The sequence below is a fragment of the Vibrio sp. L5-1 genome, from assembly GCF_021728315.1.
GTDB lineage: Bacteria > Pseudomonadota > Gammaproteobacteria > Enterobacterales > Vibrionaceae > Vibrio > Vibrio splendidus_K.
The window spans coordinates 847,522-863,446 of sequence record NZ_JAKKCQ010000003.1; the positions used below are offsets into that span (position 1 = coordinate 847,522).

14 protein-coding genes are annotated in these 15,925 nt (G+C 44.5%); 9 read left to right on the plus strand and 5 right to left on the minus strand.

Annotation, left to right across the window (positions count from 1 at the left end):
• Window positions 1-6: 6 nt before the first annotated feature.
• The 6 genes from prpF (at window position 7) to L3V35_RS16120 (ending at window position 6,598) form a co-directional block, all read left to right on the plus strand.
• Entirely contained in the window at window positions 7-1,179 is a 1,173-nt protein-coding gene (gene prpF, locus L3V35_RS16095; protein ID WP_054547692.1) for a 2-methylaconitate cis-trans isomerase PrpF, read from the plus strand.
• Between the two features lie 118 nt (window positions 1,180-1,297).
• Window positions 1,298-3,202, plus strand: coding sequence for a propionyl-CoA synthetase (locus L3V35_RS16100; RefSeq protein ID WP_054547693.1), 1,905 nt, complete (start codon window positions 1,298-1,300; stop codon window positions 3,200-3,202).
• 147 nt (window positions 3,203-3,349) lie between these two features.
• Window positions 3,350-3,796, plus strand: a complete 447-nt coding sequence (locus L3V35_RS16105) for a hypothetical protein (protein WP_054547694.1) — start codon at window positions 3,350-3,352, stop codon at window positions 3,794-3,796.
• 238 nt (window positions 3,797-4,034) lie between these two features.
• Window positions 4,035-4,436, plus strand: coding sequence for a glycine zipper domain-containing protein (locus L3V35_RS16110; protein WP_016791280.1), 402 nt, complete (start codon window positions 4,035-4,037; stop codon window positions 4,434-4,436).
• A 197-nt stretch (window positions 4,437-4,633) separates the two neighbouring features.
• Entirely contained in the window at window positions 4,634-5,113 is a 480-nt protein-coding gene (locus L3V35_RS16115) for a GNAT family N-acetyltransferase (protein ID WP_017100229.1), read from the plus strand.
• Between the two features lie 72 nt (window positions 5,114-5,185).
• Window positions 5,186-6,598 (plus strand): phosphatase PAP2 family protein, encoded by a 1,413-nt coding sequence (locus tag L3V35_RS16120; RefSeq protein WP_054547695.1) that lies wholly within the window; start codon window positions 5,186-5,188, stop codon window positions 6,596-6,598.
• A gap of 100 nt (window positions 6,599-6,698) precedes the next feature.
• On the opposite strand, the gene L3V35_RS16125 is transcribed toward L3V35_RS16120, so the two are convergent.
• Complete coding sequence (locus tag L3V35_RS16125; protein ID WP_054547696.1) at window positions 6,699-7,508, minus strand: Cof-type HAD-IIB family hydrolase; 810 nt, start codon at window positions 7,506-7,508, stop codon at window positions 6,699-6,701.
• A 185-nt stretch (window positions 7,509-7,693) separates the two neighbouring features.
• Here L3V35_RS16125 and queE point away from each other — a divergent pair, with 185 nt between their 5' ends.
• On the plus strand, window positions 7,694-8,362 hold the full coding sequence (gene queE, locus L3V35_RS16130; RefSeq protein WP_346730173.1) for a 7-carboxy-7-deazaguanine synthase QueE: 669 nt from the start codon (window positions 7,694-7,696) through the stop codon (window positions 8,360-8,362).
• Window positions 8,363-8,422: 60 nt separating this feature from the next.
• The gene (gene queC, locus L3V35_RS16135; protein WP_054547697.1) at window positions 8,423-9,118 is read left to right on the plus strand and encodes a 7-cyano-7-deazaguanine synthase QueC; all 696 of its coding nucleotides are present in this window, start codon (window positions 8,423-8,425) and stop codon (window positions 9,116-9,118) included.
• A gap of 7 nt (window positions 9,119-9,125) precedes the next feature.
• Here the strand turns inward: queC and L3V35_RS16140 are convergent, their stop codons facing one another.
• The 4 genes from L3V35_RS16140 to L3V35_RS16155 form a co-directional block, all read right to left on the minus strand.
• The gene (locus tag L3V35_RS16140; protein WP_054547698.1) at window positions 9,126-11,111 is read right to left on the minus strand and encodes a diguanylate cyclase; all 1,986 of its coding nucleotides are present in this window, start codon (window positions 11,109-11,111) and stop codon (window positions 9,126-9,128) included.
• Window positions 11,112-11,273: 162 nt separating this feature from the next.
• Window positions 11,274-11,624 (minus strand): DUF2750 domain-containing protein, encoded by a 351-nt coding sequence (locus L3V35_RS16145; protein ID WP_054547699.1) that lies wholly within the window; start codon window positions 11,622-11,624, stop codon window positions 11,274-11,276.
• A gap of 136 nt (window positions 11,625-11,760) precedes the next feature.
• The gene (locus L3V35_RS16150) at window positions 11,761-12,378 is read right to left on the minus strand and encodes an OmpA family protein (RefSeq protein ID WP_102495764.1); all 618 of its coding nucleotides are present in this window, start codon (window positions 12,376-12,378) and stop codon (window positions 11,761-11,763) included.
• Window positions 12,378-13,685 carry a TolC family outer membrane protein gene (locus L3V35_RS16155; RefSeq protein WP_081009007.1) on the minus strand — a complete coding sequence of 436 codons (1,308 nt, stop codon included), beginning with the start codon at window positions 13,683-13,685 and terminating at the stop codon, window positions 12,378-12,380. Before L3V35_RS16155 ends, L3V35_RS16150 begins: the two co-directional genes overlap by 1 nt.
• A gap of 403 nt (window positions 13,686-14,088) precedes the next feature.
• On the opposite strand from L3V35_RS16155, the gene L3V35_RS16160 reads away from it, so the two are divergent.
• On the plus strand, window positions 14,089-15,925 hold a 1,837-nt coding region (locus L3V35_RS16160), incomplete at its 3' end, for an Ig-like domain-containing protein (RefSeq protein WP_237300278.1).

Here is a 15,925-nt window from a genome sequence, read left to right on the forward strand (position 1 = left end):
CTTGATATGACAAACAAACAGATCAAAGTGCCTGCAACTTATATGCGAGGCGGGACGAGCAAAGGGGTTTTCTTCAATCTAGAAGACTTGCCTGAAGCGGCGAAAATGGTGGGTGACGCGAGAGATGAATTACTCTTACGAGTCATTGGTAGCCCAGATCCTTATGGTAAGCAAACCGATGGTATGGGGGGGGCAACTTCAAGTACCAGTAAAACTGTGATTGTTTCCAAAAGTAGCAAACCCAATCACGATGTTGATTACCTATTCGGCCAAGTGGCGATAGATAAGCCGTTTGTGGATTGGAGTGGTAACTGTGGGAACTTGTCTGCAGCGGTCGGTCCGTTCGCTATTCATAGTGGCTTGGTTGACTTGACTCGTATCCCTGAAAACGGTGTTGTTGAGGTGCGAGTATGGCAAGTGAATATCCAGAAAACCATTATTGTTCATGTGCCTATTATTAATGGTGAAGTCCAAGAGTTAGGTGGCTTTGAGCTTGATGGCGTGACTTTTCCTGCGGCAGAAATACGAGTCGATTTCTTAGATCCTGCCGATGGCAATGGCTCAATGTTTCCAACTGGAAATGTGGTCGATTTCTTAGATGTCCCTGAATTGGGGTGTATCAAAGCAACCTATATCAATGCAGGGATTCCGACCATCTTTGTTGATGCAGAATCTGTTGGCTATTGTGGAACTGAACTTCAATCCGATATTAATAGCGATTCAAAAGCCTTGGCACTTTTTGAATCTATCCGAGCGCACGGTGCGGTTGAGATGGGGCTAATTGATACCTTGGAAGAAGCTGAGTCTCGTCAACATACTCCTAAGGTGGCATTTGTCGCTAAACCTCAAACCTATAAAGCATCAAGTGGTAAAACGGTTCCTGTTGAAGATACTGATCTTTTGGTTCGTGCCTTGTCGATGGGGCAGCTTCATCACGCCATGATGGGAACGGCTGCGGTTGCGATTGCTTCTGCTGCAAGTGTTCCTGGAACTCTGGTTAATTTGGCTGCTGGTGAAGGCCAACGTGAATCGGTGACTTTTGGCCACCCGTCAGGAACCTTAAAGGTAGGTGCGAAAGCGTTGCAGACCGAAAGTGGGTGGAAAATTGAGAGGGCGATTATGAGTCGTAGTGCTCGAGTGATCATGGAAGGTGTCATCCGTGTGCCTTTTCCTAAGTAAAGCGATTGTCGTGAACGGTTAAATGTTCACGAACACAACGCTGAGAAAAGAGTGCACCCAAGTGACACTGCTAAAAGCAAGGTGCTTGGACTAATGGATTAATCATGGAGGAGGCACTATGTCTGCTACGAATCGAATGAATAAAAAAACAGATTACATCACCGAATATCAATGGGCGAGGGAAGATCCTAATTCGTTCTGGGAAACACAATCACAATCGATAGATTGGTTTGAGTCACCGAAAACGATATTACAAACTGACGATAACGGCATTGAACGTTGGTTTCCTGATGGGGTGATGAATACGTGTTGGTTGGCGCTGGATTATCATTGTGAAAATGGTCGCGGTGATAAAGTGGCGTTGATTTACGACTCGCCTGTAACGGGTACTCAGTCGTCCTACACTTACAACAAATTACGTGACCAAGTGGCAAAAGTCGCAGGCATGTTAGCAACACAGGGCGTGACTAAAGGTGATCGTGTGGTTATTTATATGCCGATGATTCCCGAAGCCGCGATGGCAATGCTAGCGTGTGCCCGTTTGGGGGCTGTGCACTCTGTGGTGTTTGGCGGTTTTGCTCCTCATGAACTTGCAGTTCGTATCGAAGATGCTGAGCCTAAGGTGTTGATTACAGCGTCTTGTGGAGTCGAGATAAACAAGGTTCTGCCATATAAGCCAATGGTTGACAGAGCGATCATGGACAGCCGTTGGAAACCAGAAAAAGTCGTGGTATTCCAAAGAGAGCAATGTCTGGCTGAACTGAACCAAGATAGAGATGTACTCTGGCAGCAGGCCGTTGCGGATTCGCTACCACATAGCTGCGTTCCCGTTTTGGCAACCGATCCTTTATATATCCTCTATACATCGGGAACCACCGGTAAGCCGAAAGGCGTAGTCCGTGATAATGGTGGTCACGCGGTCGCGATGAAATACTCGATGAGCACTATCTACGATATGCCGCAAGATGGTGTGTTTTGGGCAGCTTCTGATGTCGGTTGGGTCGTGGGGCATTCCTATATTGTGTATGCGCCACTGATTCACGGTTGCACCTCTATTCTGTTTGAAGGCAAGCCGGTAAGAACACCCGATCCAGGCGCATTCTGGCGTGTTTGTGAAGAATACAATGTTGATGTGCTGTTTTCTGCCCCAACCGCGTTTAGAGCAATCAAGAAAGAAGATCCTGAAGGTGAGTTGCTCACCAAGTATGACTTATCATCGCTCAAGTCGATTTTTATGGCGGGAGAGCGTTTGGACCCGCCAACATTGGATTGGGTCGAGTCTCATACCAATAAACCGGTTATCGACCACTGGTGGCAAACCGAAACGGGTTGGGCTATTTCTGCCAATCCAACAGGGCTTGAATCTTTGCCTGTAAAAGCGGGTTCTTCAACCAAGCCAGTACCCGGTTACCAAGTGGAGATCCTCAATGAATTGGGTGAACTCGCACAAACGAATCAACAAGGGTTTGTGGCACTTAAACGACCATTACCGCCTGGTTGCTTACCTACGGTATGGCGCAATCATGATCGGTTTGAATCCGGCTATTTGAGTCAGTTCCCGGGCTATTATGTTTCTGGGGATGGTGGCTATCTTGATGAAGATGGGTATCTATTTATCATGGGTCGTATCGACGATGTGATAAACGTAGCGGGACACCGTCTGTCGACCGGAGAAATGGAAGAGATTGTGGGTGGTCACCCAGCCATTGCAGAATGTGCGGTAGTCGGTATTCACGATGACTTAAAAGGCCAGCTACCTCTTGGTTTAGTTGTGCTGAAAGATGGCGTAAAAGTCGATGGTATTGAGTTGCAAGCGGAGTTGGTTGGCAAGGTTCGCAATGAGATTGGCGCGGTCGCCTGTTTTAAGCAAGCCTTGGTTGTTGAGAGGTTACCTAAGACACGTTCAGGTAAGATCTTACGCAGAACTATCCGACAGATCGCAGAAGGTGAACAATATGTGGTGCCTTCGACGATTGACGACCCTACCAGCTTAACTGAAATTGCTGAAAAGCTCGGTAAATAGATGTTGCAGTTTAGGTAGTATGCTCTTCGGCTTGTTGATTTATACATAAGCCAGCGTGATGGTTTACCTAAACTCTACTTTATTCATTCGCTTATCCATTACGTTTACTATGACCTCATTATGAATCCCACATATTGAGGTCTTTTTATGCGAGCTTACTTTTTGTTGATTGCTTTACTGGTCAGTGGTGCTGCTAGTGCCAGTATTTCAAAGGATGAAGCGAGTAGAGCGTTGTTAGAGCCATTGAGTCATCCCAAGATATTTAAATGTGTATCCAAGACTGGCGTCGATCTCTATCAAGCCGTGTTTGATATTGGTGTGGGATATGAAGCCGACCCTATTAACTCGACGATGATCGTTAATTCAAGGAAAGGCCGCTACGAATATCAAATCTTAGGCGCGGTAAGATCTGAAAGAGCCGGAGAAATTGTCGTGTTAACTCGTCATGTGGGAGACGGTGTTAAAGTTGCCGCAATGATTGACGACGAAAATGGCAAAATACTGGGGATCGGCGATAAAAATCATTATCGAGATTGCGGTGTTAGGCCACCACCTAGCGCAGAAAGTATGCAAAACTTTTGGTCCAAAGGCTAAGAGCGGTATCTGAAAGAGAAGAATTATAGAGAAAGAGCGATTGAGGCGACCTTATTGGTCGCCTTTTTTGTATGTCAGGATAAAGCGAGCGCAAAGACATATATCATAAATCAGTTATGTGGTGGATGAATGATACATAGCTGAAAATGATGTATCGCCTAAAGGTGGCTTTATTTATCTGGTTAACGGTTCTGCTTAAGATGACTCTACTCCAAACAAAGAACTAAGCGAGACTCCTATGAAATTCACTAAACCTTTTCTTTTAGCGACACTGATTGTGACTCTTTCTGGTTGTGCATCACCTGCAACTGACAACGAAAATGAAAACGCAGCGCGTAATCGTGGTGCAATAGGTGGTGCTTTATTAGGAGCGACAGCAGGTGCTTTAACTGGAGATGCGAGCTTAGCCGTGAAGGGCGCTGCATTAGGTGGTGTGACCGGTGGTGTTGCTGGTTCAATGAAAGATACGGATGATGCGAGAAACGCACAACGAACCCAAGTCACTGCCGATGGTCTAGCGCAAGACAATCGCACCGATGCAGAAAAGCGAGTTGCTGAAGTAGAGGCTGAAATTAAGCTTATTGAACTAGAAAAACAGCTTGCCGACCTCAAAGAAGAGAAAGAGGACAACGGTGCATAAAGCTACAACTAAAGCTAAAGCCTAGATATTCGTTTAATTCAAAATCATTCAAACAGAATGGCCACGTAATGTGGCCGTTTTTGTATCTAAAATACGCACTTCAAACAATGAATTAATTCAATAACTTGTATAGATACTCACGCCAAGTAAACTAGACTCAGTTTAGATATTAATTTGGTTTGAGAAGCGCAATAGTCATGAATGTCACCTTAAGGGCTGCAAAGCATACGGATTTGGAACAACTTAATGAGTTAATGTTCGATCTCCACCATCATCACCACCTTGCTAGCCCAGAGCACTTTAAAACGGCAGAAGAGATTGAGCAGGAAAAAAGCATTGCACGTTACTTGGATGATCCTGAATGCTTGGTTTATGTGGCATTAAAAGGTGAGCTCATTGTTGGCTTTATCTCCGGACATTTTTGTGAGCTTATCTCAACGGTGAGTAAACCGGTGCCGATGGGGAGTGTCGATGAACTGTTTGTCTTGCCTGATTATCGAAAAGAATCGATTGCTGAAAAGTTGTTTAGCAAAGTTGAAGCGACTTTTGATGATTATGGGGTTGAACAAGTCTTTGTAGAGGTTTGGGACTTTAATTCACCTGCCAAGGACTTCTATCAAAAAATGGGGTTCACACCTCACATTCAATGGATGAGGAAGGCTTTGCACAAAACGTAGACAGCGATTTTGTGCGTGTTTGATTACACTAGAGCAGTCTTTAACTTTTTCTCTTATTTTTAGGTAAACTCGTTGGCTATTCGACATTTATTAGTTTTCATATTATCTCTTTTAAGTACTACTTCCGCTTGGGCAAGCAACACTTTGCCCGATCATATCGCGGGCGCCTTGTGTGTAGTACGTGCCGATAACCAAATCGTATTGGTTGATGAATTGATCACGGGGCAATTGTCTCTACCGGGAGGCACTGTGGTTTCTGGTGAGCCGCCATCGGTCGCGGCGCAACGAGAAACTTGGGAAGAGGCGGGCTTGTCCGTGACAGTCGGTGATGTGTTGGGATATACCGACAGTGCCGTTGTGTATGATTGTGTCTCTGACTCTGAAGTGATCAGTTACAAAGCTCGAAATGAGTTAGGTGGCTTTGAGCTACCAATCTGGTTTGCTCCTCATTATGGTGTGGAAGTCAGTCGCGCGATGTTATTGCCACCTACTGAGTTGCAAGCCAATCAATACCGTTACCCAGAGCAATGGTCTGAGATTAACGAATTCTTTCTATCCGCGACAGATCAACCTGTGACGTATGTGACTGAGCTGGTGGGCGCGGCACCGAAAGTCCATCAAGTTGAATTAAATTGGATTGTGTCGCTTCAAAACGCGTTCGATAAGATGCCAAGCGTGTTTGCGAATACTGTACTTTTAACTGACTCGTTAGCGAAGCCATGGGTTTTCATCGTGATATTGCCGCTAATTGCTTGGCATTTTGGCCGTAACTTCGCGTTGAAGTTTGGCTTCACTTTGATCTCGGTGACATTGCTCACTTTAATCGCCCATCAAGGGTTTGGTTTTCCACGTCCGCATGCTTACTTGCCAACATTGAAGCTAGTGATGAGCAGTGGCTATAGCTTTCCAAGTTTATTGGCTGGCTTGTGGGTGAGTTTAACCTTGTTAGTCTTTTGGAAACTAAAGCGCCTCTTGGATCAAAAATCGATTTTGATAGTGCTCGCGGGCCTACTGTGGATTATGCTATTTACGTCTTATTCAGGCAGTGCGTTCTTTAGTGATGTATTAATGGGAGGCGTATTGGGCGCGTTAACGACTTGGCATATCGTAAGGTTAGATGCGAAACCTGATGTTGATATTAGTGCCTTATTAAGCTCTAAAGGTGTCTGGTGGGCATTGTGCTTACTGTCGATTGTTCTCACGGTTATATGGCCACTGCCAACATTCTCTTTCTGGGTAGCAATTTTGATGACGATTGCATGCTTAGTAACGTTAACGGATTCGAAGCCTTTGGTCGGCCAGTTCTCATTCAAGATTGTATTTGGAGTGATGGCGATGTTGTTAGCGGGGAATCTGCTGATTAGCTGGGCAGGAAGTTTCGTCTCATTCAGTGGCATCGCTTCATTTATCGTTGAGACCTTACGTTTCCCAATCTTGATTCTATTTGGTGTAGTGGCGTTTCGTCTGCCATGGAAAAGAGAGTAGGCGAACCGAATAATATAAAATCAAAAAAGGCTGTGCAGTGCACAGCCTTTGTCATTTGTGCCACAAGCAAAAAGTAATTCTCACTATAGCTGCTGAGCGTTTATGAGTTGAAGATAAACTTCTCAATCGCGACCGCTACACCATGGTCGTCGTTGCTCGCTGTGATGTGATCCGCCAGTTTTTTGGTTTCTTCCATTGCGTTTTCCATTGCAATGCCAAGGCCAGCGTATTCAAGCATATGATGATCGTTTTCAGCGTCACCCATGCAGATTACTTCTTCTGCTGTAATACCCAAGTGCTTAGCTATCGCCTCAATACCGACACCCTTGTTTGAATTCGGGTTTAGGAACTCTAAGAAGAATGGTGCACTTTGCACGATAGTAAATTGAGCCTTAAGCTCTTGTGGCAACTTGCCGATGATTTCAGTCAGCTTGCTTGGTTCTGCGACAATCATAGTTTTGATGATTTCGTGGTCGTCTTCTAGTTGAGAAAAGTCGAACTCGGTAATCTCTAAGCCATTAATACGCGCTTCAATAGCTGTGTAGTCATTGTTTTCAGGCGTGATTAAGCCATGAATCTTGCTGAATGCATGAACATAACCGCCAAGCTGTACAGCGAGGGCTGCGATCTCTTTCGCGGCTTTACCATTGCTGATCTCACTGTGAATGAGTTCTTTTGTAGAGACGTTTTGAACCATAGAGCCGTTGTAGAAGAGCACAAAGTCATCTTCGCCGTTGATTGAAAGCTCGTCTAACTTACTCTGCATGCCTTCTAAAGGACGACCAGAAGCCAGAACCACTTTCACACCTGCAGCGCGTGCTTTGGCAATCGCGTCTTTGTTCTCTTGAGAAATTACTTTATCACTGTTGAGCAGTGTGCCATCCATATCAAGAGCAATCAGTTTGTACATGTTGTTCCTTACTAAAAAATTAAAAGCTAACGAAATCTAATGGGCGAAAGGATAAGGGAACTTGAAAGTTCAGGCTAGGGCTTTGATCAACTCATTTATCAGTACTCATTTGTTTGACCAAAAGAGGCAAGTGCTTTAAGGTCTGCGGTTGATTAATTTCATCAAATGATTGAGCTGAGGGTAAGTTGTACAAGATTAATGAAATGTTTGAAACCATCCAGGGCGAGGGCGTATTTACCGGCGTTCCTGCTGTTTTTGTTCGACTGCAAATTTGCCCTGTAGGCTGTTCTTGGTGTGATACCAAACAGACTTGGGAAGCGTTGCCGGAAGATGAAACGAGCCTTGGCGATATTGTGGTTAAGACAGAGGATTCACCGACTTGGTCTGCAATCGATGCGCAAGGAATCGTGAATGAATATATCAAGCAAGGTTACACCGCGAAGCACATTGTGATTACTGGTGGTGAGCCATGCATCTATGATCTTGTCCCTCTTACTGAAGCATTTGAGCAGCACGGTTGTCGCTGTCAGATTGAGACCAGCGGAACATCAGAAGTAAAAGCCACACCGGACACTTGGGTTACGGTGTCACCAAAAGTCGCAATGAAAGCCAAATTGGATATCCTTGATAGCGCACTCGTTCGTGCGAATGAAATCAAGCACCCTGTTGGTACAGGTAAAGATATCGAGCAACTAGATGCTCTTATTGCTAGAGCCGATGTTCCTGAAAATACAGTCATTGCACTTCAACCTATTAGCCAAAAAGAACGTGCAACGCAACTGTGTATTGATACCTGTATTGAACGTAACTGGCGTTTATCTATTCAAACTCACAAATATTTGAGCATCGCATAGGTTGCATTTGTTTACTGGCCTAGATAAGTCGCTAGTAGAAGATTCTCGTAAGGATTTAAGATGAAAAAAGCAGTCGTAGTATTCAGTGGTGGTCAAGACTCAACAACGTGTCTTGTTCAAGCTTTAAAAGAGTATGATGAAGTTCATGCGATTACGTTTGACTATGGTCAGCGCCATAGACTCGAGATTGAAGTTGCGGAGTCGTTGTCGAAAGAGCTTGGTGTGAAAGCGCACAAAGTGATGGATGTGACTCTGTTGAATGAACTGGCTATCAGCTCTCTAACTCGTGATGACATCCCTGTATCACATGAGCTACAAGAGAATGGATTGCCAAACTCGTTCGTTCCTGGTCGTAATATTCTTTTCTTAACACTGGCCGGTATTTACGCGTACCAAATCGGTGCTGAAACTGTGATTACTGGTGTGTGTGAAACAGATTTCTCTGGTTATCCTGATTGTCGCAATGATTTTGTAAAAGCGATGAATTCTGCGCTTGTACAGGGCATGGACAAGAAGCTTGATATTAAAACACCACTGATGTGGCTGAACAAAGCTGAAACATGGGCGTTGGCCGACCAGTACTCAGCACTTGAGCTTGTTCGCAATAAAACACTGACTTGTTACAATGGCATCATCGGTGATGGTTGTGGCGATTGCCCAGCGTGTGAACTGCGTAAAGTTGGCCTTAACGATTACTTAGGTGATCGTGAAGGTATTATGGCTGAGTTGGTTCGCAAACAGACTGAGAATAAATAACCTCAGGTCAATCAATTGGTTCGTTGTAAGCATCAATGATGCAGTTTCGGCCGTTGCTCTTTGCTTGATACAGTGCTTGGTCAAGCACAGAGTACAAGTCATCAAAGTCACTTAATGCGTTTGAGGTTGCTAGATAAGCAAAACTCGCGGTTACATTAAGTGGCTTTTTGCTTTCTGTTAAGAAGACGGTGCTTGATATGGCGTAATGTAGCTCTTCGACGCGCTCTCGCACGTCTACAGGCTTGGTATTGGTTAGCATGATGAGAAATTCTTCGCCTCCTAAGCGACCCAATAATTCGTCATTCATTAAGTGTTTTCGTATTTGCTGACTAATATGGACGAGCGCTCTATCACCGGTAGGGTGTCCATGTTCATCATTGATCTTCTTGAATCTATCCAGATCGAGCAGAACGAGGACATGTTGCTTGTCCGTTCCTTTACAGCGTCTGACTCTTTTGATTCTTCGTATGATCTCGGTCCGGCCATACGCTTTCGTCATAGCATCGATGGAAGCTTTTGCGCGAATCGTTTTGTTTGCTAATACCGTAAAGCTTGCGGCGCACAGCAACAGAATAACAATGACGTTGTACAACCATCTTTGATGTTCCATTTTTTCAATTTGAACGCGGTCGAGCTTTGTCTGATTTATCAGGAAAGAATTTTCCAATTCTTGCTCATATTTAGCGTGGGTCAGGTCTAGTGCTTCAAAAGCTAACCTGTTATCGATATCGCGTGTTTCAATTTGTATAGATGAGTATCGCTGGTAGAAATAGAAAGCTTGTTGGTAATCGCTGAGCGCTTGATGAAGATCGGAAAGCTGCAAGAGTGACTGAGCGATGTACTTGTGTCTTGTGACTTGCTCGGATACTTCTAGAGCTTGCTGAGCATAATTGAGCGCCTCGTTTGTCAGCTTTTGCTCTTCGAACATATCGCTTATCGCCAAGTAAGCGTTAATACGAATGACGTCGTTACTCAATTCATTCGAAGCTGACAGAGAGTTGACTAAGTAACCTCTTGCCAAGTCATAGTCCCTAATTTGAGTGTAAGCTTTTCCTAAGCCAAGACTTGTTAGTGCGATACCGTAGCTATGTGAAGATGAGCTCAGCAGTGTTCTTGCTGTTTGAAAGTGGTTAATTGCTAAGTCACTTTGCTCTTGGTTAAGGTAGAGATCTGCAAGGCTATGATGCACTTGTGCTTTCATCAAATCAGAAGCACTTTCTCTTAGTGTGAGTGCTTCCTTGAGGTACTCTGCCGATTTTTCATATTGCTTTAACTCTTTGAGTAAATTACCCACATCGTTATAGATCCCCGAAATGTCATGTCCTTGTGGGAACACGTTTATCAGTGATAGGTAGGTATCTAGCGCAGCTTGATAGTCACTACGGAAATGGTGATTGTTAGCGATGACTCGATAAGTACCAAACTTTGGTAACACAGGGTCAGCGATATTATGTAAATCTGATTGAAGCGCAGAACAGTAATAGTTCGCTTGATGATATTTAGCTTGCTCGTTAAGCGACCGGCATAGCTGGTATTTTAGCAGGGCTCTTCCAGTCAAATCACTGCGTGATTGCATCTTCGCCAATAGTGTCAGAAAGCTTTGTTGCGCTTCCTCATATTGGCCTTGGCCATCTTTCATTAATGCAGAAATAAACGTTTGTTCAATTGCTTGGTACTCACTGTCGTTTGAAGCGATTCCATAGAACGGTTGATCTCGGTGGCTCATGTATTGGTATAACAGAGATGAAAGGTAAAGCTTATCCCCGTATGTTGTTGAGCTAGTATATCGTGTTTGCAGCATGTTTAATGCGCGCGATGGGGAATGAGTTAGAGTCGAGAGATAGAGTGCATTCCAATCAGTATTTGGAGTCGTGTTTGAATCCAAATTAGATGAGTTGAAAGGAGAGTCCTGGTGACGATCTTGTGTTGATACTTGGCCATGAGAATAAAAGCTAATGAACAGTAGAAGGGTAATAAAAACAGAGTGAGTCACAAGAAACTATCTATCAGATAAAGAACGATATTCTATTATTAGTTTGATGTTGCTTCAAATTTTGAATGGTATGGGTAGGAGGTTATGCGAGGTAAGTCTCTAATTTGTTGATATTTATCAGAGGTGTATCGGTCGTACTGTTCGCACGACCGATATCGGAAATTAGATGTATAATTTCGCTAGGTCAGAAGGCTCAAGTTCTTTGCCTTCTAATGTTGCATTCCAGTTAATACCAACAAGAACGCCGTCTTCAGCTAGAGTCAGTAACCAATCTTCTACAAAGATATCTAGTGGAATTTCTAATACTTCGAAGTCAGCCCACTCTTCAACGTTGTGAGTCTGAGCATCTTCTATTGAAGACCAAAAAGGCATCACTTCGCTGCTTTCGAATTCACTTGAGTCACATGCTAGCCAACCTTCTTCATTGCGAAGGCCCCATACCAGTTTAGTTTCTTGTGTTTCAGAAACGAAAAGTTCTAGATTTGCTTGAGTATCAGCTGTTAGTTTGCTCATGGATTAATTCTCTATGTTGATAACGAGGCAAGATTAACATTATAGACGGCTTAGGTACATGCTATTCAAGGAATTATCACCATACTGAAACGTTAACTAAAGATCACGTTTCAGTATGGTAAGCGCAGGATAGAGCCTACTTTTTTATTTTGGTGAAGATGTGCCACTCTTCTTTGATGTTGCCTTTAAATCCAACAACGGAAGCAACAACTTTTCGATGTAGTGCGTGATTAATTTGGCTGTCATCACTGCTGAATTCAGAGTCGCCATGACCCACGATATTGACTCGAGATGGTTGAATACCATTACTGATAAGGGCACGCCTTACGTGGGATGCTCGCTCTTTTGACAGTTTTAAATTGTGTTTCGCATTGCCCACTTTACTGGCATAACCTTGCAACTCAATCGATGTACCCTCGTAACGCTTCAAAAACGCAGCCATCTGGCGTATCTGCCCTAGGAAAACAGGGTTAATTTCCGTAGAGTTATTAGCAAAGAGTATGTGGAGCTCTTTCTTTTCTGACGATTCAAAATATGAACCACAACCGTCGTTATCGATCTCTGCACCAATTTGCGTATCGGGACATAGATCTCGCGCGTTAATTACGCCGTCATTATCATCATCTTCGAGATCATAAATTTGCGTGATGTCTGGAAGAGCCCGATATTCAAATTCTTCATTGCTTGTTTCAGCTAAAACGTTGGCAGAGACAATCATGAGACAAAGCGGAAATACAGTCTTTATCAGCTTCATTAGTATTCTACCTTTTCATTCCATTCTTGAGGGGTTTCGACGCGTAACCCAGTTAACAGGTTTCCTGTTGCATTCATTACTCGGTACTTCGCGTATTGTTCGTCGTACTTGGCATCCAGATAGCCCTTACGGGCTTCGAATAGTTCGTTCTCGGTGTTAAGCAAATCGAGAAGGGTACGTTTACCGATACGGTATTGTTTCTCATAAGAGATAACGGTGTCTGATGCCGAGTCTACGTGGTCAGATAAAAACTCTTTCTGTTGAACGGTTAAATCAAGTGCGCTCCATGAAAGGCGTAAGCTCTCTTCTACATTACGGTAAGTACTCTCGCGGAGGTCTTTCGCTTTGTTTAGTTGATAAGCGGCACTTTCTGCACGGTCTTGGTCTGAACCGCCGTTGTAAAGGTTGTATCTTAAACGAACCATCGCAGAAAACTCGTCACTGCTGCCTGGAGTGCCACCGGCATCATCGCGCCAGGTTTGAGCGGCTTCAAAAGAAACCGTTGGGTAATTAGTGCTCTTAGATTGTTTGTATTGAAATTTCGCTGAGTCTACATCGGCTTGTGCAATCTTAATTACTGGGTGCTGATTAAACGCTTTTGCTAATGCACCATCAACCGTGTAAGGGATAGCGCCTGCATCTGCACGAGGGAAGGTTAACCCTAACGGAGATTGACCCACAAGCCTTTTGAATTGCGTATGAGTGTCAAAAAGGTTGTTTTGCGCCGCAAGTAAATTACCGTGTGCTTTAGCAATACGTGCTTCTACCTGTGACATATCTGCCGTTGAGCCAATACCTGACTCAACACGCTTGCGAATATCATTGTATATTTTTTTGTGGGTTGCGAGGTTGTTTTCAGAGAGTGAAAGCACTTCATAAGCTTTTACCGCATCGAGATAAACCTTGGTCACTTCTAATGCGATATCTTGAGCATTAGATATCAATTGATAACGCACTGATTCCGCATCAGCCGCAGTACGGTCAATATCATTCGATGTATTAGCCCCATCCCAGATAAGCTGAGTTAGCGTAATTGTCGCTTCTTTCCGAGTCAGATCGGTCGTGCTTGAGTTAGTTGCTAGATCGGTATGCTCGTAACCAATACCTCCATCCAAGTCTATACTTGGACGATAAGCACCACCAGAAGCATCATTAAGATATCGCTTACTGACATATTCATTATAAGCACTTTTGATTTCAGGATTACTTTCTAAAGTGAACGCAACGGCTTGCTCTAGGGTTTGTGCTGTCGTCGGTAAGCTCATACATATAGCTAACCCTAATGTTGTCTTTTGAAGCCTATTCAATGTGCATCTCCCTAAAATTAGCTCGCATCTAAGTCTTGAATTCATGCTGTTATATATGAAATTTAGATGAACCGCCAAAAAAATTACGATCGCTAAGCTGGCGTTCGCAAATAGTTGTCAGAATGTTAACCGATCAGCGTGCGTTTTATGGTGTTTTTAGACACGTCAATCTTACGTTTTTAAAGCTATTATTTTCCGCAAACACAATAACTTATATTACTGGTGTGAGCACTAAGATTGTTATGCGATGTGATCACCGTCATTAGCTTGTCACTCAAGTTGTTAAATACTAGATTCATAACTAGGAATTATATGACTTTAAGTGTTATATTTTAACTAATATTATAAATATAATGTCACTATTTTGACGTTAATGACAAGAAATGCTTTTTTAGGGGTTTATATGGACATGACAACATTGAATTTGGGTGGTGCATTAGCACTTGGCCAGCGCATTGTTATCTCGGTAGATGGTACGATTAAAGTCTTAGAAGAAGGCCAACCTCTACAAGCAGGGGATGTCGTTCTTGAATCTCAGAACGGGTCCAATGAACCTCAGGTATCGACAAAACGCTTCTCATCAGAAGAAGGCGAAATTGAGCTCGACCAAGATATTGCGAATATCTTTGCCGCATTAGAAGAAGGTCAAGACCCGACCGAGCTAGGTGAAGAGTTCGCAACGGCAGCTGGTCAAAACGGTTCAAGTTTGGCTTCTAGCGGAACTATTGAACGTGATGGTGAAGAAACCATTCCTGGTACAGAGTTCGTTACTACGGGTTTCGAATCATTGGGCTTATCTCGCACTCAAAGCCTAAGCCTACTTGACGCTTATCGTTCATTGACTGAAGCAGCAACGCCTTTAAACAGCAATCCATCTTTTGTTGATTCAAACAATGCTGAAGCTAGTGACGTCGTCACCTTTACGACAGATGAAGATACACCTGTTAGTGGTACTTTGTCGGCTTCAGACGAAGATGGTGATGATCTGTCATTCAGTAAAGCTACAGAACCATCAAACGGTACTGTCGTTGTCGATGAAAATGGTGATTGGACTTATACCCCCAACGAAAACTACAACGGTAACGATAGCTTTACAGTTGTTGTATCAGACGGCCAAGGCGGCACAGACAGAATAACCGTTAATATCGGCGTTACTCCAGTCAATGACTTACCTGTCGGTGAAGATGTCTCTGTCACCACAGATGAAGATACCCCTGTTAGCGGTTCCCTCACTGCAACCGACGCAGATAACGATCAGTTAACGTTCAGTAAAGGCACAGAACCAGAGAATGGCTCTGTAGTCGTCGATGAAAATGGCAACTGGACATACACCCCAGACAAAAACTATGACGGTAGCGATAGCTTTACTGTGATTGTGAGCGATGGGCAGGGTGGCACGGATATTATTACTGTTGATGTTGGGGTTAGTCCTGTTCCGAGCGTGAGCATCACAGAAACCGTGAATGTGAGTGAAGGCTCAGCGGCCGAGTTCACCGTGAGCCTAGATAAGGCGGCGGACACGGCAGTGACGGTGAACCTGACGAGCTCAACGGCAGGCGCTAATACAGCTGAATCGGACGACATCGGTAACATGGTAGTGACGTTGGCTGATGGTGTGACGATCGTGACACTGAACGATGACGGCAGCTACACAATCCCAGCGGGTCAGACCGAGCTGAAAGTGAGCGTGGCGACGACAGACGATGACGTGTATGAAGGCGATGAGACGTTCAGTGTGAATGTTGAGGGTAATTTTGGCTCGATAGGTATAGCGACAGCGGCAGTGACCATCAACGACGCACAAAGCGCGCCTGTGGTGAGCATCGCGGCGGATCAAACGAATGTTGATGAAGGTGATACAGCAGGCTTCACCGTGAGCATCGACCAAGAGGCTGATGAAGCGGTTGTCGTGAACTTCACCTACAGCGGTGTGGCGGCAGACGGCAGTGACTTCACTGGCGTTGCGAGCGTGACGATCCCAGCGGGCTCAACGACTGCGGACCTAGACATCACGACCATCAATGACGGCATCTACGAAGGAGCAGAATCCTTCACAGTTAGCATCGACAGCGTGAGCGGTGCGGATGCGACGGTAGATGCGGCCAATGACAGTGCGGCAGTGACCATCAACGACGCACAAAGCGCGCCTGTGGTGAGCATCGCGGCGGATCAAACGAATGTTGATGAAGGTGATACAGCAGGCTTCACCGTGAGCATCGACCAAGAGGCTGATGAAGCGG

Excerpts from the sequence above, each read along its gene's own strand:
- L3V35_RS16105 (WP_054547694.1), top strand. The coding sequence starts at position 3,350 with ATGCGAGCTTACTTTTTGTTGATTGCTTTACTGGTCAGTGGTGCTGCT.
- L3V35_RS16115 (WP_017100229.1), top strand. The coding sequence starts at position 4,634 with ATGAATGTCACCTTAAGGGCTGCAAAGCATACGGATTTGGAACAACTT.
- queC (WP_054547697.1), top strand. The coding sequence starts at position 8,423 with ATGAAAAAAGCAGTCGTAGTATTCAGTGGTGGTCAAGACTCAACAACG.
- L3V35_RS16145 (WP_054547699.1), bottom strand. The coding sequence starts at position 11,624 with ATGAGCAAACTAACAGCTGATACTCAAGCAAATCTAGAACTTTTCGTT.
- L3V35_RS16150 (WP_102495764.1), bottom strand. The coding sequence starts at position 12,378 with ATGAAGCTGATAAAGACTGTATTTCCGCTTTGTCTCATGATTGTCTCT.
- L3V35_RS16100 (WP_054547693.1), top strand. The coding sequence starts at position 1,298 with ATGTCTGCTACGAATCGAATGAATAAAAAAACAGATTACATCACCGAA.
- prpF (WP_054547692.1), top strand. The coding sequence starts at position 7 with ATGACAAACAAACAGATCAAAGTGCCTGCAACTTATATGCGAGGCGGG.
- L3V35_RS16110 (WP_016791280.1), top strand. The coding sequence starts at position 4,035 with ATGAAATTCACTAAACCTTTTCTTTTAGCGACACTGATTGTGACTCTT.
- L3V35_RS16125 (WP_054547696.1), bottom strand. The coding sequence starts at position 7,508 with ATGTACAAACTGATTGCTCTTGATATGGATGGCACACTGCTCAACAGT.